Raw genomic sequence first — 26428 nt, forward strand, 5'->3', positions numbered from 1 at the left:
CTGGCCACTGCCCCGGAGACGATCTCGTTGATGCGCTCCTGGGTTGTGCCTTCCTTGAGGATCTCAACAAGCTCTTCTTTGTTGATTACCCGGAAGTTTTTGATGCCGCGCTCTTTGGCTTTAAGCATCAGCTCATGGCGCGACGACTCTTTGGCGGCTGATTTGCCGGCTTCAGGCTCTTTTGTAGCTTCTACCGGCGCGCTGGCTTTTTCAACGAACGGCATGTTCTTTGATGAGGACGTCTTTAAGAAATTTGCCGAGCTTGGCATGGCCATTCAGGTCAGCTGCGACGGAGATAAAATTACCCAGGAAGAATACCGGCACGGAGACCACGCGCTTATCATTGAAAATATGAAGAAGATTTTAAAGCTAAAGCCGGATATGAGCGTGCGCATGACTTTCACACCTAAGACAGTAGGCAGGCTGGCTATTAATATCCAGTATCTTCATGAGCTTGGCGTTGCCAAGATTACACACCATGCGGTGATGGAAGAGGACTGGACAGAAGAAGCAGTCCAGCAGTACCAGTATCAATTAGCTCAGGTTTATCATTACCGCAGGTACTGCAAAAGGCAGGATATCCCTCTTGAGATCGCTTTCATTGATAAGCCCCTCAAAGTCCTTAACGATGAAATCCCTGCAGAGAAGGAATACTGCCAGGCAGGCAAAAGCTACATTGCCGTATTAGACAACGGAGATGTTTACCCCTGCCACCGTGCAGCAAGCGCCAGGCTCTTTAAGCTGGGAAGTATCTTTGACGAGATTCCTTTTATCAGGGGAATCTTTTTAAATATAGACAAGGAATACACCGGCTGCTGGAAAAACTGCAGGCACTCCAGAACCTGCCACAGCTGCATTATTACGCACTTTAAGGTCAACCAGGAATTAAACGCGCCTTTAGCAAAATACTGCAAGCTCTGCGCTGTGGAAAACAATCAGGCATTAGGATATCTGCCGGTTGAGTTAGCTGACCGCAGGGAGCGGATGCTTTATAAAATAGGCAATGTCCTGGTGGATGTTGCCAGGCAGAATGAGGAAATCTTAAGACTGCTCAAGATAAAAGGAGGGGTTTAACCATGGGCAAAGTTATAAATCACGAGGAGATAACGGTTGAGGATATAGTAAAGAGCTTAAATCCGGCAGTATACAATCCGGGCAGCGGCGAGTCAGCTTCTTTTGCGCTTATCCATGCCGAAGGCGGGCCGATGAGATATTTTGTCAACGGCCAAAACCCTACGCCGTCATCCGGAGCGCTTTTAGAAGATGGAGACATTGTGGAGCTGCCGTCAATTTATCATATTAAGGATTTTAGGGTGGTTAAGTCAGGAGACGACCCGGGCAAACTCACCGTAACTTACGAGGCTTGAAAGGAGGCGTTAAATATGCAGCTGCATCTTAAACACAGAAAGGCAAGCAGAATACTTAAAAGGGCCTATGAGATAAATTCCGACGGAGGCCTTCCTAAGACCGGCCAGAGCATGATTTATCAGCCCGGAGACGACGGCTCATACCAGATGGGCTATCCTCTCGGCGGAGAAGCAAGGTTTATTGACAACGCAGATGGTACGGTAGTCGATTTGGCCACGGGTCTTATGTGGATAAAAAATCCGCAGGAGGCAGGATTAGGTTCTCCTATGTACTGGTATGACGCAATCAATGCCTGCGAGAATCTTGACTTTGCCGGACACAACGACTGGAGGCTTCCGAATATAAACGAGCTGATGTCTATTGTGGATCACTCCAGATATGACCCGGCATTTGACCCGCTCTTTTTTACGCCGTTTTCGGATACCTGGACTCCTTGCTGGTCCTCAACTTCAAGCGCGTCTTGGATAGACGGCGCGTGGGCAATGTATCCCTATGACGGCTATAAGACTACCTGGGGAAAACCCTGGGATATGTGTTATGTCAGACCTGTAAGAGGCGGGCAGGCTTAAGAAACGGAGGATATAAAAATGGCAGGCGAAAAAATTACTGTTGAATTCAAAGACGGAAAGAAAATAACCAAATACCCCGGAGGGAAGGTTTCCGAGCAGACCCAGGAGGACCTGGAAAGATACAAAGATTTTCTTACAAGGGAGAGGCAGCGGATTGACCGGCATATCTCTTTAATTGACGATGACCTCAGTCAAATAACGGCAAGCAAGAAGGCAAAGTGAGCGATGGAAAATAATAAAGGCTGGACAAAATTCATAACGCCGGTACTAGTTACGATTGCCATCTTTATGCTGGGCAATATCACTATGCAGCTCAGCCGGCTTGAAGATAGAGTATTCCAGCATCTGGCCAACGACCAGATTCATGCTCCGAGATCTCAATTCGTCTCTAAGGCAGAATTTGACTTGCACTGCAAATTCTCTGAAAAAGAAAACGGTCAAATCTTGAAGGCAATCGATGACTTGAGAAACGATTTAAAGGTAAAAAGCCGAGATGAAAGAAATCAGTAAAGTAAGGCTTGAATTTGACCTGCATGAGTATCGGCAGCTTGCTTTAGTTATTCGGGATCACAAGAGTCTGCTTTATAAGTTAAAAATGAATGAGCTGATTAAGCAGGGCCTTATAAAAGATCTGAATATTATTGTTGGCATACTGGAAAGAGCCGAGCTTAAATAGCTAAAAGGGGAGGTGAAAACATGAAGGTGCTTATAGCTTTTACTCTGGGGAATATCGTCGGCGGATTGGGAATGTTTTTCTATCTTTGGCTGAAAGGCAAGGTGCAGGATGGCGGAAAGCGAAAAATTTAGCCTACTTAAATTCGCTGAGAGCTTTTTTCAGTTTTTGCCGTGGGTTAAGACTTTACGCTACGCAGCCGGTATTGCGCTGATAAGTTTTGTGGGCCTTACGATTTATCGGGCATTCTTTATGCCTACGCAGACTACCAAGCAGGTCACTCATATTATTGCTCAGCCTGGCGCCCAGGTGACGGTAGATCAGAAAAAAGAGGAAAAGAAATCTAAGATTGAAGTCAGACCGTTCGCAGAGGGATATGGTTTTGCTGAATCTGACGACCGCAAGGGTGTAGGCGCTAAGGCCGGTATAAGGGTAGATTTCTAAAGAAATACCCTGTTAGCTATTTCTGCGATCCCCTTGACTCTTTAAAACACTAAAATAAAAACCCTCCGGTTAATTTAACCGGCGGGTTTTTTATTTTTAAATGGCATTACACTAAAAAAAATGGTATAATGGCAAAAAATAACTGTAAATATGGGAATATGGTTTCTTAACATCTTTTGAAGCCCCGAGGAGTTATTCTATGGCTAAAAAAATGAAGAAAACTACCATTGAGATTACCGAAGGCCAATATTTCTATTTAAAAGAAAAATCTCTTCAATTGCAGAAACAAAAGAAGCGTTACTCAATTGTTTCCATTATCAGGGATTTAATTGAGAATGATCGCAGAAAGCCTGTATTGTAGCTGGAATCAAAAAATATAAAATAAACAGTCATAAGGAGTAGGTTTATTATGGAGCTTGAGATTATTTTATTATGGGTTGCGGTGTTGATATTCGTGAGCGCTGTCTCAAGCAAGCTTTCGGACAGGTTCGCTATACCTGCTTTGTTGCTATTCTTGGTAATCGGGATTCTCGCCGGATCGGAAGGGATCGGCAGGATTTATTTTGATAATGCGCGGTTAGCTAAATCCATCGGAGTCATCGCCCTTATTTTTATCATTTTTTCCGGCGGCCTTGATACTAACTGGAAAGATACTAAGCCGATAGTTTGGCCGGGAATTATTCTTTCCACCCTAGGAGTTTTGCTGACCGCAGTCATAACAGGTTTTTTTGCCGTATATATCTTTAAATTTTCTCTGCTTCAAGGAATGCTTCTCGGCTCCATTGTTTCCTCCACTGATGCCGCAGCAGTATTTAGTATCTTAAGGTCAAAACGAATAAGCTTAAAACAGCCCCTGAAGCCATTACTTGAATTTGAATCCGGCAGCAATGATCCGATGGCGGTATTTTTGACTGTTGGTTTTCTTACTATCCTGATTGCCAAGAATATGGGTATCGCTGCTTTGATTCCTAGGTTTTTTCTGGACATGGGCATGGGCGCGGTTATAGGATATTTGATGGCCAAAGTCATCGTATTTTCCATTAACCGCCTGAAATTGTACTACGAAGGGCTGTATCCGGCCGTGGTTATTTCTTTGGTCCTTTTGACTTATGTAATCGCTGTTTTCCTGAAAGGTAATGGGATACTGGCGGTGTATGTTGCGGGCCTGATGCTTGGCCAGGCAGACTTTCCGAATAAGAGGATGATTATAAGATTTCATGACGGCCTGGCATGGCTGATGCAAATCGCGATGTTTATAACATTGGGCCTGCTCGTTTTTCCTTCTCATATCATTCCGTTGATAGGACAGGGATTGTTATTGACGTTTCTTCTTATGGCGATTGCCCGGCCTGTCAGTGTATTACTTTGTCTGTTACCGTTTAAAATGAATATGCGCAAAAAAGCCATGGTCGCATGGGTTGGCCTAAGGGGTTCGGTTCCGATTATCTTGGCGACATTTCCTTTTATGGCGGGCATCGCGCAGGCGGACATTATTTTTAATATTGTCTTCTTTATTGTTATCGCCTCGGTTCTTATCCAGGGGACATCTATTCCGATTGTCGCTAAAATATTGAAACTGGACCTTCCCTGGCCTAATAAAACGCGTTATCCTATTGAATTTGAAAAAACAGAAGGCATTGATGCTGAATTGACGGATATAATTGTCCCGTATAATTCAGGGGCAGTAGGTAAGATGATCCGTGATTTGAATGTTCCCGAAAAGTGTCTCATTATGCTTATTTCCAGAAACGATAAATTCATTATTCCTGCCGGACCTACGATTATAGAAGGCGGTGATGTTTTGCTTGTGCTTGCAAACACAGGAGATCTTTTGGCCTTTCAACAGGAGTTGGCATAGTTTAAGAGCAGTAAAAAAGCGTAAGATGTTCTTAAAAGGTTGAAAAAAATGATAAAAATAAAAAGAATTTACAACATGCCAGCAGGAGACGATGGTTTTAGAATCCTCGTGGATAGACTGTGGCCTAGGGGCGTGAGTAAAGAAAAGGCAAAAATTAACCTTTGGCTGAAAGACATTGCCCCAAGCGACAGCTTAAGAAAATGGTTTGCCCATGATACAGCAAAATGGGCTGTATTTAAACAGAAGTATTTTCTTGAACTCAAGAATAAAAAAGCCCTTATTGGTGAAATTAAGAAGAGAGCGAAAGGCGACGTGACGCTATTATACGCCGCTAAGGACGAACAACATAATAATGCACAGGCATTAAAAGAATATGTTGAAACGCAATAGTAAAGGAGCATGCTATGCCGGAAATGTTTAAGGCGGCAGAGATTTTAAAGACAGCTATACGCATTGAAGAAAACGGTATAATTTTTTACCGCGGGATGATCAAAAGATTCAGAATTCAAGAACTGCAGGATATCTTTAGCTTTCTGGCGGACGAAGACGAACGGCACCGTAAAACCTTCGAAGAAATGCTTTCTAAATCCGAACAATACGAAATGGTAGACAGTTATCCCGGGGAATACGAGGCGTATTTACACGCCTTTGCCGATGAGCATGTTTTTAGCAAGGAGAAAACAGGCGAACTTATGTCAAAGAAGGTAAAAAACACAAAAGAAGCCATTCAGTTTGGCATAGAAGTCGAACTTGACTCCATCAATTACTATCAAGAAATCAAGCGCTTCATTCCAGATTATCAAAAAGATACGCTAGAGAAAATAATTGAAGAAGAGAGAGGCCATTTTTTAAAGCTGACGGATATCAAGAAAACACAAAAGTGAGCAAGGAGACAAAATGAAGCCAACGGAACAGTTAAAAACAGAGCATAGAGGCGTAAAACTAATGTTAGTGATTTTGGATAAAGTTTGTGTTGAACCCGATGAAATAAATCGGGAGCATTTTACCAGGATATTAGAATTTTTGAAAGTCTTCGTAGATAAATGCCATCATGGCAAAGAGGAAGATTTGCTTTTGCCTGCAATGGTAGAAGCAGGAGTTCCGAAAGAAGAAGGTGCCATTAAATTCACACTTCTTGAACACGTGGAAGGCCGAGGGTATATTAAAGGCATGAGCGAAGCGTTCGATAAGCTGAAAAGATGCGATCGTCAAGCCTCAGCCAGGATTGCAGAGAATGCAAAAAAATATATTGCGCTCCTCGTAAAGCATATCGAAAAAGAAGATAATATACTCTTTCCCCTAGCGGATAAAGTATTATTACAAGCAAAGCAGGCCGAGCTTGAAGAAGAATTTGAGAAATTAGAAGTTGAGCGAATCGGTCTCGGTAAGCACGAAGAATTTCACGTATTGCTGCATCAGCTTAAAGAAATCTATTTAGATTGAAAAAGGAGGACTATTCATATGGATAAATATCAATGCCGAGCCTGCCCATATATTTATGACCCAGCTGTTGGCGACCCCACACAAGGGATTAAGCCGGGGACAAAATTCGAGGATTTGCCGGATGATTGGATTTGTCCTGAATGCGGCGTACCTAAGAGCATGTTTGATAAAATTTAAAAGGAGATGACAGCGTGAAGAACATAAAGATAAATATATTTTTCTTATTTCTGCTTACCGCAGCAACGGTCATGTTTATAGGACAAGGTAAACTATTTGCTCACTGCGACACTTTGGATGGCCCTGTGATTCAGGATGCGCGCACAGCTTTAGAGAAAGGCGATGTTACGCCGGTGCTAAAATGGGTCAAAAAAGACGCTGAGCAAGAGATACGCGTTGTTTTCGATAAGACGTTAGCCGAGCGCAAGTCTAATAAAGATGCCGCTGATATAAAATTCTTCGAGACGCTGGTGCGTATTCATCGCGCAGGGGAAGGCGCGTCTTTTACCGGACTTAAGCCAAGCGGTACTGTTGAAGCTATTATCGCCGGAGCGGATAAAGCATTGGAAACCGGCTCAATTGATGCTTTGACCCAAGAAATGGCAACACATCTTACGAGCGGCGTTAAGGAACGCTTCGAGCGTGCGTTTGAATTGAGGAAACATAAAGATGAAAGCGTCGAGGCAGGGCGTGAATATGTGGAAGCCTATGTCGAATACGTGCATTACGTAGAAGGATTGCACGATATGATAGGGGGCAAGGAAGGCCATAATCATGAAGAATAACTTCCGTTTCTTCCTAGCGAACAAAAATATTTAGTCTTTCTGCAAGCATTAGTATAGTCTTGGAAATAACGCCCTATTTATTCAAAAACAATTAAAATTTTTAAAGAGGAGCAGAAGTTGAGAATTTTATTAGTAGAAGACGAAATTAAGATGGCCAGTTTTATCCAGCGTGGCCTGAAAGAAGAGGATTATGTGGTTGACGTAGCCAACGACGGAGAGAAGGCTTTATTTCAGGCTGAAATTAACCCATACGATCTCATAATCCTTGACGTCATTTTGCCGGTTAAAGACGGTATTACTGTATGCAGAGAACTCAGAAGCAAAAAAATAAATGTGCCTATTTTGATGCTTACCTCAAAAGACAAGGTAAGGGATAAAGTTTTAGGATTAAATTCCGGCGCCGATGATTATCTGGCTAAGCCGTTTGCTTTTGAAGAGCTGTTAGCCAGAATCAGCGCGCTATTGAGAAGAAATAAGCAGGATAAAACCGGCATTCTTAAGATTGCCGACCTGGAAATGGATCAGCTCAGGCATAAAGTTACCAGGTCTGGAAAAGAAATCCAGTTAACCAGCAAAGAGTTTGCCCTTTTGGAATACCTTATGCTTAATGCTACTCATGTCGTCACCAGGACTATGATTTCTGAGCACGTATGGCATGAGGATTTTGACAGTTTCACGAATGTAATTGATGTGTATATGAATTTTTTGCGCAATAAGATTGATAAAGGGCACAAAAAGCAGCTTATCCATACCATCCACGGCAAAGGGTATGTTTTAAGGGAATAATTATGCGCGCTAAAACCATTAAATTAAAAATCAGCATATTATACGCATCCATATTAGGGGTTTTATTATCTTTATATATTGCTTTCTTATTTATTGTTCCCTCGGATACACTAAAAGGCAATAAGCTGCTTTATATATTAATTCCTATCCCAATAACTTTATTATTCGGGTATTTTATCGGCCGGGTGATTGTTGTAAGGATTTTAAGGCCAATTAAAGAAATTACCGATACTGCTAATAATATTACACATGAAGATTTAAGCCTGAGAGTCAAAGCAGAGAATGTTGATGAAGAGTTGCGTTTATTAATAGAGGCCTTTAACGGAATGGTTTCGCGCCTGGGAGAATCATTTGAGTATATAACAGATTCGAGTTCATATATCGCCCATGAACTAAAGACTCCTATCGCCATCATTAGAGGAGAGTCGGAGTTTGCCTTAAAAAAGGAGAGAGATAAAGAAGAATATAAAAGAGTCATCAGCGTCAGTCTGGAAGAAACCAAGAGAATGCTTAAAATTATTGAAGATTTACTGCTGTTGACCAAAATGAATTACCAGCCTGGTGTTTTGAAATTCGAACAGATTGATTTAACCCAATTTATCCGAATAATATACGAACAGGCAAAGATTTTGGCCTCCCAAAAGAAGATAACGGTAAATGCTGATATTCCGGAAGAAGCAGGTATGGTGAGTGCGGATGAGCTACACTTGAGGCGTTTATTTTTAAATCTAATAGATAATGCGATAAAATTTACCCCCGATAACGGCAGCATCGGTATAAGTTTAAAATACGAAAACCAAAAAGCCATTGTTTCTATCGTGGATACAGGAATTGGCATTGAAGAAGAGAATATGCCAAAACTTTTTGAAAAGTTTTTCCGTATCGAAGGAAAGACTAAAGACAATTCTCCCAGCAGCGGATTAGGTTTGAGCATCGCCCAATCAATAGCCGAACTGCATAACGGTGAAATTTCGGTAACCAGCCGTGCGGGGCAAGGCTCTAATTTTACCGTTTCCATCCCTCTTCTTAATTAACAAATCTTAAATTCTTCCCCCATTTTTCGAACAGCTAATTATTAAAAATTTTAATTTCTTTTTAACGTTTCTTTAATCCGTCATAAGTTATACTTATGGCAGGATAAAAAGAAAAAAAGAAAATTTGGGTGGCTGTGGAGGTTTATTAAGAAATGTAGTTTAACTCTGCAGCCGCCCGCTCATTTAAAGGAGCTAAAATGACAAAAATTCTTATTGTTGAGGATGAAGAGAAAGTAAGGCGGATGTATAACATAATGCTTAAAAATGAAGGCTTTGAGGTTATTGAGGCTCCTGATGCCATCCAGGCATCCTATATATTAAACAGAGAATCCGTAGATATAATGCTCCTGGATATAAAAATGCCGCAGGTTTACGGCAGTATTTTTTACGATATGATGCAGAGATCTTATAAGAAAGTTAAAGTAATCGTCGCAAGCGTTTATCCTCTTGACGAGCAAAAGAAAATGATTGAGGGTGCTGCGGATTACTATGATAAATCGCAAGGCCTGGATTTGCTGCTGGAAAAAGTCAAGAAAGCCGAACGTAGTATAAAACAGCAAAAAAGCATATTGGTGATTGACGATGAGCCTCGTATCAGGAAGATATACCGCCACTATTTAGAGGAATACGGCTACCGCATCATTGAAGCCCATGACGGCAATGCTGGTTTAGATATATTAAGGAAAAGCAATGAAATCGCCTTAGTAATTCTTGACCTTGCCATGCCCAAACAAAGCGGGTTTGAAATTTATGAGCAGATAAAAAAAGAGTTCCCGGGCATAAAAATATTAGTCGCCAGCGTTTTTAATCAAAATGACCAACAATTCTTCCTTCCTAATGCCGATGAGTATTACGATAAATCAGAGGATGCCTCAGGGCTAATCCAGAAGATCGAAAAGCTGATACATACAGATTGTCCCGCATAACTAACAATTGCCCCTGGAAGCAAAACGCCAAGGGGATGAAGGAGGTTAATTATGTGCCCATATTTTATTTATTCAAAACTCCAGAGTTTATGCGCTTGTTATCCCGGAAGGTTATTTTGCCCGAGCCTTCAAAGAAGGCATGATTTTTGTTTCAGCAGGTTCAGGGATTGTCCGTATTTTAAAATAGAAACAGTATCAAACTTGGAGCCGACGGTTCAAGAAAACGGCCAGTTGGCAGTATCTGATTGAATCAGGAAAAATCAGCGCCAAAAAATAAAGGAATTTAAGGAGAATTTTTGGTATGCAGTTTTATATCCCGCAAAACATTTTTATTCAAATAACCATCCCTCTCTTGATTTTTTTGGCCCGGGCGGCTGATGTAAGCATGGCGGCAATGAGGATTATTTTTGTTACGAGGGGGATAAGGGCGCTTGCTGCAATTATAGGGTTTTTTGAAATGTTAATTTGGCTCATTGCCATCACCCAAATAATGCAGAATTTAAATAACCCCATAAATTATATTGCTTTTGCGGCCGGATTCAGCATGGGGACTTTTGTCGGCATCACCATAGAAAAAAGGATAGCTATAGGGAATTTAGCGGTTCAATTCATAACAGGCAAGGATCCGGCTGGCTTATTAACGTATTTCCGCGCAAATGGTTACGGCGCAACTACAATCGACGCACAGGGGACATCCGGCCCTGTAAAGATTATTTTTATAATTGTGCGGCGCAAGTTATTGGACCGGACATTAGATATTATAAAGAAATTTGACCCCGATGCATTTTATACCATAGGGGATGTAAGGACGGCAGCGCGTCTTAGCCCTGCAATATAAGAGGAAATGAGTCATGTGCCCTTATTTTGTTGCTACAAGGCCGATTGGTTATTGCGGATGTTACGGAGACGGATTATTCCGCCCCAGCATCAAACGCAAAAAGCAGTATTGTGTGGGGAAATTTATGGATTGCCCATTCTATCAATTAGAAATGAGGCCTATTATTATCAAGTCAGTGCGGGGATCGAAAAGTAATGAGGCATGAATATTTTAGCCTGGTTATTGCAAAAGCATTGGATGGTTATGAGGGATATTTCAATAATGGACATTGAAAGAGATCTTAAGAAATTAAATGATGACTTGCTTAAAAGCTGCCGTTTAACGCAGGAAGCCATAAGCAAAACATCCAGCATCCTGATGCGTTTTGATGCCGGGAAGATACGAGAGATAATAGATAATAACAAAAAAATAGGAGCTCTTTGCGTCGCCTCCGGGGAATATCTTACTAATATCATTAAACAGTATCAGCCCGAGGGCAGCGTCTTAACATTCATCTCTTCAAGCATAAGCGTTAATATTGAATTAAAACAAATTGGAGACTTAACCGCTGGTATTGCGGAAAGCCTATTAAGTTTAAATACAGATATCCCCGAGAGGTATAAAATCAATATTTCTCAATTTGCTAAAATTTTTCAAAATATTGTCTGGGATTCGGTTATTGCTTTTTTAAAACAAGACGCAGGGTTAGCTAAGAAGACTATTTTAGCAAGCCTGGAGTTAAAAAAGATATGCAGCCGCATGCAGGACGATTTAATAGAAACAAATAAAAAAGCAGAAACAACGGAAAGAGGCGAAACCATTTTATTATTTATTATCCAGAGTGTAGGTGATATCGCTGCGCACACAGTCAATATTGCGGAAATTAGCGCATAAGGATTAAGAATGAGTTAAGCTAAATGTGTATAATTAAAAAAAGCGACTACAGGAGAATGAAGGAGTTAATAATTGGCTATGAGGCCGGGGGTTTTCCTGATCGACAAACAAAAAAACACATTTTATTTGTTAAAGAAAAGTTAAATAAAGCAAAAAAAGTTGATGATACTTATCCCGGACTCACTGATATCGTATACCTTAATTCTGCAGTAAGGTTTAAAAATATATCAACTGCGGAGGAAAAGGAATATTTATTTGTCATTCCAAAAATTGAGTGCAAAGAACTGGGCAGAGTTTCTGTGCTTTCTAATTTAGGAATTGCTTTGCTGGGGCATAAGAAAGGAGATACCGTAGAAGTAAAAGAATCCGACGGATCAAAATACAGTGTTCAAGTATTAAAGATACAACCCACATCAGAGTTATGGATTAAAAAGCTCGAGCAATATAAAGAATAGAAAGCTAATCTAAAATAATATAGAGAAGGAGCAGCAATGAAAGACAAACAAATTTATATAACAAAGCCGGATTTTGACCGCCTCACAGAAATAACCAAAAATATAAGGTCTAGGCAGGAGATTGACAGGCGCTCTCTTGATGAGCTGGAGCACAGCTTCAGCTCGCGGGATGAATTAGGATTAATTAAAGAAGTAAGAAAAATAAAAAGCTCAAGGAACGATACGGAGTGGGCGCGGATTGAAGAGCTTGAAGCCGAGTTAAACAGGGCAATTGTAGTTGATGCCGACAAAATTCCGCCTGATATCGTTACGATGAACTCAAAGGTTTGCCTTAGGGATGCCGATACAGGCAAAGACGAAATTTATCAATTAGTATACCCCGAAGACGCAGATATTGAGCAAAACAAAATCTCTATTTTAGCTCCCATTGGCACAGCAATATTGGGATATAAAGTAGGAGATATTATTGAATGGAAAGTCCCGGCAGGTTTAAGAAAACTTAAAATTAAGAAAATAGTATATCAGCCGGAAGCGGCCAAAGAATACCAACTCTAAACTCAGGCGATATGAATAAGAAAATTATTAAAAAAGCAGAAGAACTGATAGCGCAAAGAAAACTTTCCGAATTAAAGGAGATTATTCCGCAGCATCCGGAAGACATAGCGTATTTTATCTCTCATCTTTTTAATCCATCCTGGAAAATGATCGTATTCCGCATGATTCCTCCCGAGACCGCCGTGGAAGTCTTTATGAGTTTTCCTGTAGAGGAGCAGGAAAAAATGCTCGAGGATTTAACCACATCTGAAATCAGGACAATCTTAAATGAAATGTCGGTTGACGACAGGACTGGATTATTTGAAGAAATGCCCGCGGAGCTGGTTAAAAAATTTATGAGCTATCTTTATTATGAGGAAAGAGAGATAGCACAGCAGATACTTAATTATCCCGATAATTCCGTGGGAAGGCTGATGACTCCGGACTTTGTGCAGCTTTATGAAGACATGACTGTTGAAGCCGCCCTGGAGCACATAAAACAAATCGGCTTAAAAACAGAAACAATTTATCACGCTTATGTATTAAACGCCGAAAGGAAATTAATAGGCGTGGTATCGCTTAAAAAAATAGTTTTAGCCCAGGCTGGCGCGCTGATAAAAGACATTATGTTTAGAGATGTGAAGAAGATTAACGTATACCGGGATCAAGAAGAGGCTTTAGGCATTTTTAAAAAATATGACCTTTTGGCCCTGCCGGTTATAGATAATAACGAGAAGTTATTAGGGATAATAACCTTTGATGATCTGGTAGATGTTATTGATGAGGAGGCCACAGAAGACTTCCAAAGAATTGCCGCAGTTGTCCCTATAGAAGAGCCTTATCTTGAGACGGGCCTATTTAATATACTTTGGAAAAGAAGTTTTTGGCTTATCTTATTGGTGATTTTGGGATCTGCGTCGGGCTTTATTCTTCAAAAGTTCCAGCTGACTATACAAAAATGGATTGCATTAAGTTTTTTTCTCCCCATGCTTGTTGATACAGCCGGTAACGCAGGCACCCAATCCTCGACGATAGTTATCAGGAGTTTGGCGGTGGGAGAGATAAAAATAAACGATTTTCTCAGGGTAGCTTTAAGAGAGTCAATGCTGGGGATTTTATTAGGCGGCATTTTGGCCTTAGCGTGCATATTAAGGGTGTTTTTTCAAGAATATAACTGGGGTTTGAGCTTTTCTGTGGGGCTTTCTATGGGATTAACGGTTATCATTTCCGCAGTGATAGGCGCCAGCCTCCCCATTATATTAAAAAAGATTAAATTAGACCCCGCTCTGATGAGCGGGCCTTTACTTACAACAATAATTGATATCTTGGGCATTACAATATATTTCTGGATTGCAAATAAGTTCTTGTTTTTGCTGAGAATCTAAAAATAAGATTAAAGGCCAGCTTAGAAAGCTTAAAAAGTTAAGGAGGATGCCAAATGAGCCGGAATGTGATATTAAACATAGGAGACACGATAAAATATTCCGGAGAGTGTACCGGCATTATTGAGAAAATCAGGATAATTTCAACGGGGAATTATATTGAGCAGTATGAATATAACGGCAATGGCGAAGATATAGTTTTAACCTTAAGAAATGATCACGGCATAACAAATCTTTGGCTTAAAGATACGTCTATTTCTAAAATATTCTAAAAATGGGCTGCAAACGTAAAGGAAGGATTTCTGACAGATTACTGGAGGTTAAAGTAAAGAGCGTAGATAATAATGCCAAGAGATTAGTTACGGAGGAAATAAGGGTTAGCGGAAACAGGGCGAAGCATATAAAGACAATTTTTACTGTAGACACCCAAACACTGATTATAGGAAATGGCAATAAAAACGCTGGCCTTCACGATATAAAAGCCGGAAATAAGATCAATATAGATTTTATAAAGACCCAAGATAAAAAATTGCTGGCCAAGGGTATTGCTTTATTAGATTAAGTCTTATTGAAAGGAGGTGAGCGAAAAGCATTTCAGGCATAGCGGTTAATAGTAATTACATAACAGAAAGGAGCGTCTAATGGCTGCAAAAATAAAGAAAATTACAACCGATAAGAAAGAAACCTCCGTTGGATCTGAAAAGTTCTTTGTTGAGGTGCAGAAGAAAGCATATTATCTTTGGGAAAAAGAAGGAAAACCTCAAGGCAAGGATTGGGATATATGGCTTAAAGCGGAAAAAGAGGTTTTGGGCAGATAAAAATATTAAAGCAGTATGGGCAAATAACCCGCGGCCTGTATTTTAGGCCTTATAATAGGCTGTCTACGCAATAGCAGAGTTGCCATTATCCGGGTTTAAATGTAAAGGAGCGGAGGCCATGGCAATAACCGTATTTGTTAGTTTTAACCACGCTGACCAAAAACAGCTTGAAGCTTTTGATTTGCTTAAAAATAAGACGAAACATGTTTTTGAATCTCATGACCATTTATGCAAAGAAGTATCGCCGGACGGCAGCGAAAAATTAATTATATGCCAGATAAACGAAGGCCGTTCAAAACCAATGCGCGAAGAAATTATCAAGAAATTCGAGCAGTGTTCTAAGCTGGTAGTTTTAATGGGGAATGAAACCTATAAAGACGCATGGGTTGAATGGGAAGTCAACAATTTTTATAAGATGAAAGATGCGCTTTTGCCTGGTAAAGCGTGGATGAATATTCGTGGTATGTTTCTTGAAGGCTGCGAAAAAGCGACAGCTCCTAAGGCTTTGGAATGCAGGTCGACGCAACGCTTGGCTTGGGACCCCGAGGCTTTAGAAAAATGGATAGACGAATTAAGTTAAAACAGGCGCGCAATAAAGTGAAAGAATGCGGAAAGGGTATTTTTATATAGCAAATCAAACCCGCAGCGGAAAGCGCATAGGGTTGGTTTTTATCCTTAATATTGGGAATGGGAAGCTTCTAAAGCTCTCTACTTTAAAATATATTTGTAATGATAACAGCATTCTCATTATTTTTACGCCTGTATCAAATAGCGAATCCGGTATTTTAACAAAACATTTGAAACGGAGCAGTATTTTTCATAGAACATTTGACAGCCGAATTTGTAAATTACTCGGGGAGATTATTTCCGGCATGTTGAAGCCGGATATCGGCGCAGATCTTGTTATTAGAGAGCTTACCGAAAGGCAAAATAAGGACTATAAATATTTTGAATACAAATGCTATGATAAAATATATATACCCGGCACGATTCCAATGAAACGGAGTAATGAAATTGAAGTAAACAACCACAAAATAAAACTCGGAGACTCTATGTTTAAATTATTCCTGCGCCTTGTGCTAGAATTAAAAAAGAAAAAGGAGGGTTGGGTTCATAGGCATAGCCTGGGTTCAGACAATATCATTATGGATGTCGAAAAATTCCAGATTTACAGCAATCTTAGGACGGCTTTGCAAGGAAGTCTATTAGATAAGGACGGCCAGAAGTTTATAGAGAACAACGGCTCAAAGCAGTACCGGATATCGCTCCACCCAGATTTTATTACCTACGACAGAGAAAAACTCCTCAAGCACCCCGATAGCAGTATTCAGAAGCTCGCTAAAAAACTAACCTAACTATAATCCGGCGCATTAATCTTGATTGCTAATAAGAAAAATTCTTGGTATTATCTAAAGTGTAATAATGTTAAATCATTTGTGTTAGGAGATTCGCATATGCCTAAGAGTTACCTAAAAAATTTCTTATTGTGCTTATTTCTCGTGAAGGCAAGTTTATGATACCGTCAGGCAATACCGTTGTTATAGAAGGTAGAGATGTTTTGCTGGTGCTTGCAAATATGGCAGATCTTTCTATTTTTCAGCAAACCGTAGCATAGCTTAAAAGGGATCAAGAGTAGATGTCGAAATTCTCTGAGGTTTTAAAATCCCGTAATTTTTTCTGCCTCTGGCTGGGGCAGATCATCTCGCAACTTGGGGACAGGCTTTCACAGATGGCCTTGATTGCCTTTGTTTATTCAAGGGCGCCGGGTTCAGCTTATGAAATCGCCAAGATACTGTCATTTACAATAATCCCTGTATTTTTAATCGGTCCGATTGCCGGTGTTTATGTAGATAGATGGGATAGGCGTAAAACCATGTATGCATGCGAATTCCTGCAAATGATTTTAATTTTCACTATACCTTCCTTTCTATTTTATACCAAAAATATGATTCCTATTTATATCATCGTTTTTATATCATTCTGTATCGGCAGGTTTTTTGTGCCGGCAAAACTGGCGATTATCCCTGAGTTAGTTGAGCCCAGGAATTTGCTGATGGCAAATTCCTTAGTGAATATTACCGGTATGATCGCCACTATCGCCGGTTTTGGTATCAGCGGTATCTTGGTAGAGGTGGCTGGCCCCAAAAAAGGTTTTTACATGGATTCTTTAAGTTCTTTAATTTCTGGCACATTTATATTTTTTATTTCCAGCAAAACTGCTGTTTCCTTAAAACATCCGGCGTTTAAAGATGTAATTTTAGTAAGCCGGGATATCGTGCAGAAGATCAGAAAGTCTATTTGGCTTGAGATCAAGGAAGGTATAATTTACTTTTTACGCCATAAAAATATTCGTTTCATCGCCGCAGTGATGTTTCTGGTATTCTCTGCCCTGGGTTCGGTGTATGTGGTTTTGATTATCTTTGTGCAGCAGGTTTTACAATCCGCGACCAAAGACGTAGGGTTATTAATTATGTTTTTGGGTGCCGGGCTTTTTGCGGGCTCTATGCTTTACGGCAAGTTTGGCAGCCGGGTTTCCGAATATAAGGCGATATTTTCCGCCTTAATTTTAAGCGGTATGGTGTTGATTGTATTTGCCGTAACGCTAAAGAATTACCCTAAATTCTATATGGCGGCATTTTTATCTTTTATCTTCGGCATATTTGTTTCGCCGATTCTATCTGCCTGTAATACCATTATACATAATGTCAGCAGCAATGAAATGATGGGCAAAGTTTTCAGTTCCCTTGAGATGGTAATGCATCTCGGGTTTCTTATATTTATGTTTATTAGCAGCATCTTAAGCGCAAAATACGGTCCTTTCATCATGCTTGTGGTTGTGGGAAGCGTAATAATTCTTTTAGGGGCAATCAATCTTATTTATCAGCGCAGGGCTTCTTGGCTGAATTAGTCTAAGTATTTTTCTTATTATTGGTGCTGGCCCTTGGTCGATTGACGCAGATATAATAGCCGCCCATATAATTTTTTTAATTCAACGGACGGCGTAACAAGGAATGGGAGGGGTGTTTAGCATGACTGGTAATTTATATCAGGATTGGCCTGTATATGTATTGCTAGGAGGAGCAGTAGTATGGATTATTTGGTTAATTATCAAAAGTAATTTAGCAGACAAAAAGGATGACTCTTCAACGAAAAAAGACAATAAATAGTTCAATGGCACTTATGACTTTTAATTCTCCAACCGCAGCAAGAAGGAGAGCCTTAAATATTATTATTCTTTTTGGTTTGGTCAGCCTTTTTGGTGATATTGCTTATGAGGGGGCGCGTAGCGTCAACGGTCCTTATCTAAAACTGCTTGCGGTAAACGCTGTTACCCTAGGGGTGATAACCGGGATAGGAGAGTTTCTGGGATATACCTTGCGTTTACTTTCAGGGTATGTTTCGGACAAGACAAAATCGTACTGGCTTCTGACTATTGTTGGATATGGTTTGTTGGTGAGTGTGCCGTTGCTTTCTCTGGCTGGCATATGGCAGATTGCTGCGCTGTTTATAATTTTAGAAAGAATAGGCAAGGCCATCCGCAGCCCCGCAAGGGATACCATACTTTCGCAGGCAAGCTCACAGGTTGGCACCGGATTTGGGTTTGGCCTGCATGAAGCGATGGATCAGATTGGCGCGGTTGCCGGGCCTTTGATTTTTACGGTCTTTTTTATGCTGATAGGCAAAGAGCAGATAGGAATTGTCGCTTATCAGAAAGGGTATGCCTTTCTTTGGATTCCTTTTTTACTGGTCATGTTTTGCCTGTTTGTTTCTTACCGGGAGGTCCCTCATCCAGCTGCTTTGGAGGCCGCGGGGAAAAAAGCAAAAATTCTAGATAGACTCTCCAAAGTTTTTTGGCTGTATACGCTGTTTACTTTTGTTACGACGTTGGGTTTCTGCTCTTTTTTACTGCTTGCTTTTCATTTTAAGTCTTCTAATATTCTCCCTGACGCGCAGATTCCTTTGTATTATTCAATAGCGATGGGCATTGATGCCGTAGCTGCTTTATCGGTCGGTAAACTATACGATGTAATGAAAACCCGCAAGAATAACCACAATGCTGGATTAGATTTATTGGTTATCATTCCAATTATGACGCTTTTGATGTCGCTATTCGTATTCTCCCAACGCCATATCCTTGTTATTATCGGAGTGCTTTGTTGGGGGATAGTAATGGGCGTTCACGAGACAATTATGCGCTCGGCGATTGCAGATATTACCTCTCTAAACAAGCGAGGAACAGGTTACGGCATTTTTAACACCACATATGGTCTGGCAGTTTTTTTGGGGAGTGTCTTATTGGGATTTTTGTATGATCGTTCGATAGCATTCGTTATCACGGCAGTTATTTTTGTGGAGTGCCTGGCCTTAGCGGCTTTCTTTTATCTGAAACAAGAAACCTCAAAGGAGATAACGGCATAGCGCATGCATAGACAAGAATTACCGAAATGCTGGTTTATGCTTTTGGCAATAGGTATTCAATTATCTCCCGGCGTTCTTGGATGGGTTTTAGGTGTGAATATTTAAAAGTTCTCTGCCGGTGAAACAAATCAAAATTGTGTTGACTTTATCTAATTGTCTAATATAATAAACAATTGTCTAATACATTAGACAGGAGAGAAGATGGGGAAAAGAAATAATAAGGTAATAGATATATTCGGCGCGACTAATTCCCTTAAGGTGCTTTCGTATCTTGCCCAGGACCCGAGTAAGGAATTCTTAGCCAGCGAAATTCAGAAGACTACCCTTGCCAGCAGAGCAGGGGTGTATTTCGCTTTAAAAGAGCTTATGCGGCAGGGTCTGGTTTCGCAAGAGAGAAGAGGCAAGGTTATCTTTTACCGCATTGTCTATGATGACGCAGCTATAAAGCAGTTTAAGATATTGAAGAATGTGTTTTCCTTACGCCCTATCGTAGCCAAGCTTAAACCTTTCTCGCGTAAGATTGTGCTTTACGGCAGCTATAGCCGCGGTGAGAATGATCCTGCCAGCGACATAGACCTTTTTATACTCTCAAAGGATCCAGAGGCAACAAAAGACGCCCTTTCTTCCCTTAAAACTAAGCAAAAACTCCAGACTGTAATTAAGACTGCAACTGAAATGGCCAGCTTTAAAGAAAGCGAAAAAGTCTTCATGCAGGAAGTAGAACGTGGCATAGTGCTCTGGGAGGAGAAGGGATGACCATAGAATATGATGATTGCCTAAAGAGAGGCAAGATTAAGCCGTTTTCACGCGGGCCTGCGTTGGCAGCAAAGGAAATAGAAGCAGCAGAAGCAGACTTAAGTCGGGCGCATAAAACCTACAGCGAAACCGACTATAAATGGGCAACTATTCAGACCTATTATTCGATGTTTCACAGCGCAAGGGCCTTGTTATACGCCAAAAGCCTGCGGGAACACAGCCATTATTGCCTTGTCGCTGCCATTAAGACTTTGTACGTTGAGACGAAGGTTATCCCGGTATATATCCTTGAAGGTTTCCAGCAGGCCAAAACTTTAAGGGAAGAGGCTGATTATTATAACCGTTGGTCCCAAGCAGGCTGCGAAAAACTTATAAAGTTGGCCGAAGAGTTCTTAGGAATAGGTAGGAATACAATTTTACCTAGGCAATAATAGCTGGTTTATCATATCCCGGCGTTCTTGAATGGTTTTTAGGCGGGAAATGTTCAAAAGGCGTCTGCCGGTGAAGATTCTTAATGTCTCTTGATTGCCGCATTGCTTCATATTTTCAACAAATTCCGGAGGTAGCTTGTTGACTATTTTCAACAAGTGGGCTAATTTAGACTCTGATATATTTAGTTCTCTACAGGTTTTTGCCCAGGTTATTTTGGTCTGGCCGCTGTTAATGAAGGCCTTAATCTTTAGGGCCTCTACTATGGTGTTTGGGTAGATTCGGGGCTTGCGGACGGGTACCGGCGGCAGAGGATCTACTAAACTAAGCAAAATCCGCTTGCTTCTCCGGATATCCATCTTCACAACCAATTGAACCACTTGGGGTTCTGCGGTGCGGCGGAAGACAACATTGGGCAGCCACTCTGGACGAATATTCGAACCACCAGCAGTTGGCACCAGTGCCCTACAGTGATCCTGTGGGGCATTGCTGTTTTTAGGGGCATTTCCGGGGTTATTGTGGGTGTTTTCGGGTAGGTGGCAGGCAATCTCTTCGTAAGGGCTGCCTACATACATGCGGAATTCCACACGGTCATCTAGGACTGTTATGGATTTGATTAATAGCTGCAGCAGGGCTTTCTGGTTTTCCGGAGTGGCCTTATCAAGGTACTGAATAGCAAATTTAAAGTTAGAGTATAAAAACTCGCTGGAGTTAGCGGTCATTTGAGCGACTTTTCTTTGGGCTTCAAGCTTGGATAATTTCTCTTGAAGCGCGAAGATCTCATTATCAAGGGCATCCATCTTGGTTTTGTAAGTGGCGCCTTTTGAGATAGCGCCTTCAATCGCAAGGGAGAGCAGCTTGTCTGCTTTTTCCCTTGCGATTTTTAGTTTCTCCTCGGCCTGCTTGATTTCTTTCTGCACTTTACCAAGTTTGTCCTTGGCATCAATTGCCGCGTCACCCACGGCCTTTACGATAATGTCCTGGTTCTGTGAGGCAACTCTAAAGAAATCAATTACAGCTTGGTCAAGCTGCGTAGCCGGTAGATTAGGGACATCACATCCTAATCTTTGTAATGACCGGCTGCAGGCGTAGTAAAAAAACTTCCTGCTCCTGCCATTAGCAAAATAGGATATGTAGTGGCTTCCGCACTTTCCACACCGAAGTATCCCATTCAATAAGTAAACATACTCCTTAGGTTTTTTAGTGAAGTAGTGCTTTGGCGTGTTGCCGGTAAGAATTTTATTGGCTTTCTCCCAGAGGCCGTCGTCAATAAGCGGAGGGTGGTTACCTTTGTGCAGTTCACCGGCGTAGCGGATCATGCCTTTGTAGAAAGGGCTTTTTAGTATGGCAGCAATGCTTTGCTTGCGCCAGCTTTTTCCTTTGTAGGTTGGGACTTCCAGCTTAACCAATGTATTGCCGATTTCAGTCAACGACTTATTCTCAGCAGCCATTTGCCAGATGGCTCTTAACTTCGGGCCTATTTCTTCATTGATTACAACCTTGTGAGGCTGCCTGCCGTTTGGCAGCATGGGTCCGTCATTAATAAGTTTATAACCTAAAGGAAGCGCTCCGCCAGTCCACTTGCCTTGGCGGGCCCGGGCAATGCAAGAGGCTTTAACGCGTTCACCGGTGAGTTCGCGTTCAAAGGCAGAAAGGATCCCGAGTATGCCAATTACTACTCTGCCTATAGCAGTTGAGCTGTCAAGATTCTCGCGTACGGATACAAAAGCAATTTCTTTGGAGTTGAATAGATCAATAAGCCAGTAGAGGTCGCGGGTATTGCGAGTCAAGCGGTCAAGCCGTAAGAAGATTAAGCCGTCAAAGGATTTCTTGCCGCTATGAATATCGTTAAGCACTGACTGTATGCCTGGCCGATTCAAGTCTTTTCCGGAGTAGCCGTCATCATAGACAACACCGGATTTTCCGAAAGCAGCCATCTCATAGCCAAAGGCGTCAATCATATTCTTGCAGTGGTGCGCCTGAGCATCAAGAGTGGTATAGTCGCCCTGGGCCTGGTCATCAGTGGAGCAGCGAGTATAGATGATGTAGCGTTTCTTTTTGTTATCTGGTTTTGCTTTCATAATCATAAAAATCACTCCTTTAATCTGCTGGGGTTGCCGACACGCGGAAAGTAAATCTTCCGCATGTCGGCAGCAAAGCGTTTAAGCTTGAGGCTTTTGTTTTTTGCCTTTGCCCCCCAGGGCAACTCTCCGATTGACGCCAAGGCTGACGCTGCTGATGCGACCAGTATCACAGATGCGAGTATAGCAGGCTTTGGGAACAATTACTTTGTCGGGGACGTGATCCTGCAGACCAGCGGAACCTATAAAGGCCAAGAGGCAGTGGTCACCGGCTACAATAATTCTACAGGGCAGATTTCCGTAGCGTCTTGGCCTTCGGGAACGCCGAGTATTAATGATGAATTTGTTATCAAAGACCGGGCTTATTATAAAGTAAGGGCAGTAGACACTTACGGTCCCGGGAGTTTCTCATCCGCAGTAACAATAAACTTCACGCCTTTGGCTGAGGCAGAAATAGGCGATACTATAATCTCAGCAAGAAAGCTTATTGCCGGAGAGCTGATTACCTTATCTGCGCAGATAAAAGACCTTATTGTCACTAATGCCAAGATTTACGATTTAGACGGAAGCAAAATTACCGCCCAATCCATAACGCTTTCCAAGCTGGCCAGTGACGCTATTCCGCCCAAAACTTATTATCAGGCCAGCGAGCCGACAAGCGGCATGAATGAAGGGGATTACTGGATTGATACGGACGATAATAATAAGCTCTATATTTATCAAAACAGCTCCTGGCAGGTGGTCTCTGAAAGCGGTGGAGGAGGAGGTATCACTGTTTTTAAGCAGGCCTCTATCCCTACTTCTTTATCCATCGGAGATTTATGGATAGATACCGACGACGGGGATAAATTGTACCGGGCAGCTAGTGTCGGCGCAGATCAAATTGTTTCTGGCGAATGGGAATTGGTGAATGTTGCAACAGCCACCGGTTGGGCGCACGGTTCTGATATCACCAAGATTGACGGTGGCAAGATTTACACGGATTCCATTACTGCGGACAAGATAAATGTCAACCAACTGGATGCCTTGGCAGTTAATACCGGAAATTTGAATGTAGACGGCTATATAAAAAGTAATAATTATGTAGCAGGCACCACGGGCTATAAGCTAAGCGCAAGCACAGGCTTAGAGGTAAATACCGGCGTAATCAAGGGGCAGGTCTTAGAAACCAACGCCATCTCAGAAATAATCACCGCAACCGCCACAAATAAGTCAACCGGCAGCACCAGCTATGTGGATTTAATCAGCGCTCAGATTACCACGCCGGATGCCACCAAGTTATTGATATTATTTCAGGCAGGCGATTTAAGGCTGGATTACCAGGAAGACCAGTCTGACTGGATAGATATCCAGGTTTTGATTAACAGCGTTGAGAAAACCGGAGCAAGAGTCGGCGGGCTTTTTGCTGATATTCCCGGAGGCATACTTTTTTACAACCAGAGACTCCCTACGCAGATCCATCACTGGGAAGCGGTCAACGCTGGCACATATACAGTACTAGTACGCTGGAAAGTGGGAAGATCAGGCATCACTGCTTATGCAGGGGATAGTTTCGCGGTAAAACTTTCATTGATGCAAAACAAAAAATAATCTCATGGAGGGCTAAATGCTTGAAGAATTAAAACAGCAGTTGAAACACTTAGAAGTCACAGCCGTGCAGTTGAAGGAATCCCAGGAAAAGGCAAAAATAGCCTACTGGCAAACCGTGGGCAGGATAGCGCAACTCGAGGAAATTATTGCAATACTGCAGAAGGAGGCTGAAAAGAAATGAATGGGGAAACCAAAATTAAGTTAAAAGCCGGGTTTACCGGCGCAATTATCACCTTGATTCTTACCCTTGCTGGAATTGCCTTTGGCTACGGCCAGTTAAACAACCGAGTAGAGGCTATGGAAAAAAGAATAAGCTGCATTGAGGAAATCAGGGAGCGCTTGGTCAGGGTTGAGACCTTGGTTGAGCGGATAGACAGGAAAATCGGAAACTAAAGGGAGGTGGATAATATGAAGGTGTTGATAGCTTTTACACTTGGCAATATCGTCGGAGGACTGGGGATGTTTTTCTATCTGTGGCTGAAAGGTAAGGTGCAGGATGGTGGAAAACGAAAGATTTAGCCTGCTTAAATTCGCCGGAAGCTTCTTTCAGTTTTTGCCATGGGTTAAGACCTTGCGCTACGCGGCCGGTATTGCGCTTATTGGCTTAGTGGGCCTGACGATTTATAGGGCGTTCTTTATGCCTACGAATAAGCAGATTACTCAGATTGTAGCCCAGCCCGGGTCCCAGGTTACAGTGGTTGAGGAAAAGAAGAAAGAAGCAAAGAAACTTTTTAGGCCCCAGCCCTTTATTGAAGGTTATGGCTTTGTCGAGTCAGATGGAAGAAATGGGTTAGGGGGTAGATTAGGAATAAGAATTGAGTTCTAAGGTAACATTTCAGCCTCCAGAAGTAGCCCGTCGGGACGACCCAACCTACCTTGAGCATGGTCTCGTCGGGGCACTTCCAAGAGCTGAACAGTTACAACTGTTACAAAAATTAAGTTGGATATGCGGTTATTAAATTACGAAAACCGAAAAAAAAATTGCGAAAAACACTTGAAAAAATGCGAAAATTGTGCTATATACATAGCTGATGAAAAAAGCAATCAAGTATGGAGATATCTTTGATGTGGGGATAGACGAGCCGGTATATACGAGCGGTGTAATTAATAAACTTCTTGGAATACCGGTCTGGGTACTAAAGCAGCTCGACAAAGAGGATATTATTCGTCCGCCCCGAAAAAAAGGAAGGTCACGACTTTACTCAAAAAATGAGCTAAATAAGTTAAGCCATATTTGGTATCTGATGAAGGAGAAGAAAGTAAAGGTAGACGGTTTAAAAGTTATATTAGAAATGGAAGAAAGAATGTGCGTGAAGACCTAAAATTTTTTGCCCTTAAGTTGGCACTCTCATACGGAGAGTGCCAACAAGGGACGGCGACTTATGGAGGTGATGTGCCAAGAACGGCGATACTTAAGCTTCGGGTATTGATTTTGACAATAACAAAAACTAATCATTTTGAAGGGAGGTGTTAACTATGGCGCTTATACCGTGGAGACCGAGAGAAACATGGTGGGATCCTTTCAGGGATCTGGAAGTGATTCAGAATGAGATGAACAGAATGTTTAACTCTTCCTTAGTAAGATGGGGTGATCGGGATGTGGGTTTACTAGAAGGCGCTTGGAGTCCTGCGATAGATATTTACGACTCCAAAGACAACATCATGGTTAAAGCCGATATCCCGGGAATGAAGAAAGACGAAATAGAAGTTTCTGTGCATGGAGACACCTTGATTATAAAGGGAGAGAAGAAACAAGAAAAAGAGGTTAAAGAAAAAGATTATGTCAGGACAGAACGCTTCTATGGTTCTTTCAACCGGGCAATTAGTCTGCCTGCGGCGGTAGATGCCTCTAAAGTAAACGCCAGCTACAAAAATGGCGTATTAGAGCTTGTGCTACCCAAAAAAGAAGAGGCAAAACCAAAACAGCTTAAGGTCGATATAAAATAACGTTTTTCCCCAGAGACGCTATTTTGTTTGGAAGGGGAGGTGGAACTATGGCGCTTATTAAGCAAAAACAAAAACAGCCTGAGTCAAGGGTTATACAACCTTTGGTTAACATACATGAAACCGATAAAGAAGTGGTTCTTGAAGCAGAGATGACCGGTTTAACCAAAGAAGATATAGGGCTTGAGCTTAAAGGAAATGAGCTGACTATTAAAGGAAAGACCCGCGAGAATGATGAGGCTATACCTAAAGGATATACCGTTATCCATAGAGAGCGCTGTCCACTAGAATATATTAGAACCTTTGTTATTGGCGATGATATTGACAAGAGCAAAATCGACGCTCAATATGAAAACGGTATCTTAAGAGTAAAGCTAGTCAAGTCAGATGAAGCTCAGCCAAAAAGAATTGAAATTAAAGAGTGAG

At 41.6% G+C, this 26428-nt stretch carries 40 protein-coding genes; 39 read left to right on the top strand and 1 reads right to left on the bottom strand.

Going from position 1 to position 26428, the window contains the following annotated elements:
- The first annotated feature begins 30 nt into the window (after window positions 1-30).
- The 33 genes from C4533_07770 to C4533_07930 all read left to right on the top strand — a co-directional run bounded on the left by C4533_07770 (window position 31) and on the right by C4533_07930 (window position 20389).
- Window positions 31-1074 (top strand): radical SAM protein, encoded by a 1044-nt coding sequence (locus tag C4533_07770; protein RJP27347.1) that lies wholly within the window; start codon window positions 31-33, stop codon window positions 1072-1074.
- Between the two features lie 2 nt (window positions 1075-1076).
- Window positions 1077-1367 (top strand): hypothetical protein, encoded by a 291-nt coding sequence (locus C4533_07775; GenBank protein ID RJP27348.1) that lies wholly within the window; start codon window positions 1077-1079, stop codon window positions 1365-1367.
- A 15-nt stretch (window positions 1368-1382) separates the two neighbouring features.
- On the top strand, window positions 1383-1937 hold the full coding sequence (locus C4533_07780) for a DUF1566 domain-containing protein (protein RJP27349.1): 555 nt from the start codon (window positions 1383-1385) through the stop codon (window positions 1935-1937).
- A gap of 18 nt (window positions 1938-1955) precedes the next feature.
- Window positions 1956-2159 (top strand): hypothetical protein, encoded by a 204-nt coding sequence (locus tag C4533_07785; protein ID RJP27350.1) that lies wholly within the window; start codon window positions 1956-1958, stop codon window positions 2157-2159.
- A 3-nt stretch (window positions 2160-2162) separates the two neighbouring features.
- Window positions 2163-2447 carry a hypothetical protein gene (locus C4533_07790; protein ID RJP27351.1) on the top strand — a complete coding sequence of 95 codons (285 nt, stop codon included), beginning with the start codon at window positions 2163-2165 and terminating at the stop codon, window positions 2445-2447.
- Window positions 2431-2613: a hypothetical protein gene (locus C4533_07795; protein RJP27352.1), complete on the top strand. Its 183-nt coding sequence runs from the start codon at window positions 2431-2433 to the stop codon at window positions 2611-2613. Before C4533_07790 ends, C4533_07795 begins: the two co-directional genes overlap by 17 nt.
- A 108-nt stretch (window positions 2614-2721) precedes the next feature.
- The gene (locus C4533_07800; GenBank protein RJP27353.1) at window positions 2722-3054 is read left to right on the top strand and encodes a hypothetical protein; all 333 of its coding nucleotides are present in this window, start codon (window positions 2722-2724) and stop codon (window positions 3052-3054) included.
- Window positions 3055-3463: 409 nt separating this feature from the next.
- Window positions 3464-4912, top strand: coding sequence for a potassium/proton antiporter (locus tag C4533_07805; GenBank protein RJP27354.1), 1449 nt, complete (start codon window positions 3464-3466; stop codon window positions 4910-4912).
- Between the two features lie 48 nt (window positions 4913-4960).
- Window positions 4961-5302, top strand: coding sequence for a DUF488 domain-containing protein (locus C4533_07810; protein RJP27355.1), 342 nt, complete (start codon window positions 4961-4963; stop codon window positions 5300-5302).
- A 14-nt stretch (window positions 5303-5316) separates the two neighbouring features.
- Entirely contained in the window at window positions 5317-5796 is a 480-nt protein-coding gene (locus C4533_07815) for a hypothetical protein (protein ID RJP27356.1), read from the top strand.
- Window positions 5797-5809: 13 nt separating this feature from the next.
- Window positions 5810-6355, top strand: a complete 546-nt coding sequence (locus tag C4533_07820; protein RJP27357.1) for a hemerythrin — start codon at window positions 5810-5812, stop codon at window positions 6353-6355.
- 18 nt (window positions 6356-6373) lie between these two features.
- Window positions 6374-6532: a rubredoxin gene (locus C4533_07825; protein RJP27358.1), complete on the top strand. Its 159-nt coding sequence runs from the start codon at window positions 6374-6376 to the stop codon at window positions 6530-6532.
- Between the two features lie 14 nt (window positions 6533-6546).
- Window positions 6547-7137 carry a hypothetical protein gene (locus tag C4533_07830; protein RJP27359.1) on the top strand — a complete coding sequence of 197 codons (591 nt, stop codon included), beginning with the start codon at window positions 6547-6549 and terminating at the stop codon, window positions 7135-7137.
- A 117-nt stretch (window positions 7138-7254) separates the two neighbouring features.
- Window positions 7255-7923, top strand: coding sequence for a DNA-binding response regulator (locus C4533_07835; GenBank protein ID RJP27360.1), 669 nt, complete (start codon window positions 7255-7257; stop codon window positions 7921-7923).
- Between the two features lie 2 nt (window positions 7924-7925).
- Window positions 7926-8957, top strand: coding sequence for a HAMP domain-containing protein (locus C4533_07840; GenBank protein ID RJP27361.1), 1032 nt, complete (start codon window positions 7926-7928; stop codon window positions 8955-8957).
- 197 nt (window positions 8958-9154) lie between these two features.
- Window positions 9155-9883, top strand: a complete 729-nt coding sequence (locus tag C4533_07845) for a response regulator (protein ID RJP27362.1) — start codon at window positions 9155-9157, stop codon at window positions 9881-9883.
- Between the two features lie 51 nt (window positions 9884-9934).
- Window positions 9935-10132 carry a hypothetical protein gene (locus C4533_07850; protein RJP27363.1) on the top strand — a complete coding sequence of 66 codons (198 nt, stop codon included), beginning with the start codon at window positions 9935-9937 and terminating at the stop codon, window positions 10130-10132.
- A 52-nt stretch (window positions 10133-10184) separates the two neighbouring features.
- On the top strand, window positions 10185-10721 hold the full coding sequence (locus tag C4533_07855) for a DUF2179 domain-containing protein (GenBank protein ID RJP27364.1): 537 nt from the start codon (window positions 10185-10187) through the stop codon (window positions 10719-10721).
- Window positions 10722-10734: 13 nt separating this feature from the next.
- Window positions 10735-10926 (top strand): hypothetical protein, encoded by a 192-nt coding sequence (locus C4533_07860; protein RJP27365.1) that lies wholly within the window; start codon window positions 10735-10737, stop codon window positions 10924-10926.
- Window positions 10923-11594 carry a hypothetical protein gene (locus C4533_07865; GenBank protein ID RJP27366.1) on the top strand — a complete coding sequence of 224 codons (672 nt, stop codon included), beginning with the start codon at window positions 10923-10925 and terminating at the stop codon, window positions 11592-11594. The genes C4533_07860 and C4533_07865 overlap by 4 nt, the downstream gene beginning before the upstream one ends.
- 23 nt (window positions 11595-11617) lie before the next feature.
- Window positions 11618-12049 (top strand): hypothetical protein, encoded by a 432-nt coding sequence (locus tag C4533_07870; GenBank protein ID RJP27367.1) that lies wholly within the window; start codon window positions 11618-11620, stop codon window positions 12047-12049.
- Between the two features lie 36 nt (window positions 12050-12085).
- The gene (locus tag C4533_07875; protein RJP27368.1) at window positions 12086-12604 is read left to right on the top strand and encodes a nucleoside diphosphate kinase regulator; all 519 of its coding nucleotides are present in this window, start codon (window positions 12086-12088) and stop codon (window positions 12602-12604) included.
- A gap of 11 nt (window positions 12605-12615) precedes the next feature.
- On the top strand, window positions 12616-13968 hold the full coding sequence (gene mgtE / locus C4533_07880) for a magnesium transporter (GenBank protein RJP27369.1): 1353 nt from the start codon (window positions 12616-12618) through the stop codon (window positions 13966-13968).
- A gap of 53 nt (window positions 13969-14021) precedes the next feature.
- Window positions 14022-14237 (top strand): hypothetical protein, encoded by a 216-nt coding sequence (locus C4533_07885; protein RJP27370.1) that lies wholly within the window; start codon window positions 14022-14024, stop codon window positions 14235-14237.
- Window positions 14238-14239: 2 nt separating this feature from the next.
- Complete coding sequence (locus tag C4533_07890; GenBank protein ID RJP27371.1) at window positions 14240-14527, top strand: hypothetical protein; 288 nt, start codon at window positions 14240-14242, stop codon at window positions 14525-14527.
- 79 nt (window positions 14528-14606) lie between these two features.
- Window positions 14607-14783 (top strand): DUF2934 domain-containing protein, encoded by a 177-nt coding sequence (locus C4533_07895; protein RJP27372.1) that lies wholly within the window; start codon window positions 14607-14609, stop codon window positions 14781-14783.
- Between the two features lie 118 nt (window positions 14784-14901).
- The gene (locus C4533_07900; GenBank protein ID RJP27373.1) at window positions 14902-15363 is read left to right on the top strand and encodes a hypothetical protein; all 462 of its coding nucleotides are present in this window, start codon (window positions 14902-14904) and stop codon (window positions 15361-15363) included.
- 25 nt (window positions 15364-15388) lie between these two features.
- Window positions 15389-16138 carry a hypothetical protein gene (locus tag C4533_07905; GenBank protein RJP27374.1) on the top strand — a complete coding sequence of 250 codons (750 nt, stop codon included), beginning with the start codon at window positions 15389-15391 and terminating at the stop codon, window positions 16136-16138.
- A 128-nt stretch (window positions 16139-16266) separates the two neighbouring features.
- Window positions 16267-16398, top strand: coding sequence for a hypothetical protein (locus C4533_07910; protein ID RJP27375.1), 132 nt, complete (start codon window positions 16267-16269; stop codon window positions 16396-16398).
- Between the two features lie 21 nt (window positions 16399-16419).
- Entirely contained in the window at window positions 16420-17691 is a 1272-nt protein-coding gene (locus C4533_07915) for an MFS transporter (GenBank protein RJP27376.1), read from the top strand.
- 272 nt (window positions 17692-17963) lie between these two features.
- Window positions 17964-19202 carry an MFS transporter gene (locus C4533_07920; GenBank protein RJP27434.1) on the top strand — a complete coding sequence of 413 codons (1239 nt, stop codon included), beginning with the start codon at window positions 17964-17966 and terminating at the stop codon, window positions 19200-19202.
- 201 nt (window positions 19203-19403) lie between these two features.
- Window positions 19404-19958: a hypothetical protein gene (locus C4533_07925; protein RJP27377.1), complete on the top strand. Its 555-nt coding sequence runs from the start codon at window positions 19404-19406 to the stop codon at window positions 19956-19958.
- Window positions 19955-20389: a HEPN domain-containing protein gene (locus C4533_07930; GenBank protein ID RJP27378.1), complete on the top strand. Its 435-nt coding sequence runs from the start codon at window positions 19955-19957 to the stop codon at window positions 20387-20389. Before C4533_07925 ends, C4533_07930 begins: the two co-directional genes overlap by 4 nt.
- On the opposite strand, the gene C4533_07935 is transcribed toward C4533_07930, so the two are convergent.
- The gene (locus tag C4533_07935) at window positions 20375-22474 is read right to left on the bottom strand and encodes a hypothetical protein (GenBank protein RJP27379.1); all 2100 of its coding nucleotides are present in this window, start codon (window positions 22472-22474) and stop codon (window positions 20375-20377) included. The genes C4533_07930 and C4533_07935 overlap by 15 nt on opposite strands.
- Before the next feature lie 57 nt (window positions 22475-22531).
- Between C4533_07935 and C4533_07940 the strand changes: the two genes are divergently transcribed.
- The 6 genes from C4533_07940 (at window position 22532) to C4533_07965 (ending at window position 26427) form a co-directional block, all read left to right on the top strand.
- Entirely contained in the window at window positions 22532-24058 is a 1527-nt protein-coding gene (locus tag C4533_07940; protein ID RJP27380.1) for a hypothetical protein, read from the top strand.
- Window positions 24059-24235: 177 nt separating this feature from the next.
- Complete coding sequence (locus C4533_07945; GenBank protein RJP27381.1) at window positions 24236-24451, top strand: hypothetical protein; 216 nt, start codon at window positions 24236-24238, stop codon at window positions 24449-24451.
- Between the two features lie 103 nt (window positions 24452-24554).
- Window positions 24555-24884 (top strand): hypothetical protein, encoded by a 330-nt coding sequence (locus tag C4533_07950; protein RJP27382.1) that lies wholly within the window; start codon window positions 24555-24557, stop codon window positions 24882-24884.
- Window positions 24885-25089: 205 nt separating this feature from the next.
- Entirely contained in the window at window positions 25090-25380 is a 291-nt protein-coding gene (locus C4533_07955) for a MerR family transcriptional regulator (protein RJP27383.1), read from the top strand.
- A gap of 154 nt (window positions 25381-25534) precedes the next feature.
- The gene (locus C4533_07960; protein RJP27384.1) at window positions 25535-26005 is read left to right on the top strand and encodes an Hsp20/alpha crystallin family protein; all 471 of its coding nucleotides are present in this window, start codon (window positions 25535-25537) and stop codon (window positions 26003-26005) included.
- Window positions 26006-26052: 47 nt separating this feature from the next.
- Entirely contained in the window at window positions 26053-26427 is a 375-nt protein-coding gene (locus C4533_07965; protein ID RJP27385.1) for an Hsp20/alpha crystallin family protein, read from the top strand.
- Window position 26428 lies beyond the last annotated feature (1 nt).

The sequence above is a fragment of the Candidatus Omnitrophota bacterium genome, assembly GCA_003598025.1.
Classification (GTDB): Bacteria; Omnitrophota; Gorgyraeia; order Gygaellales; family Profunditerraquicolaceae; genus Profunditerraquicola.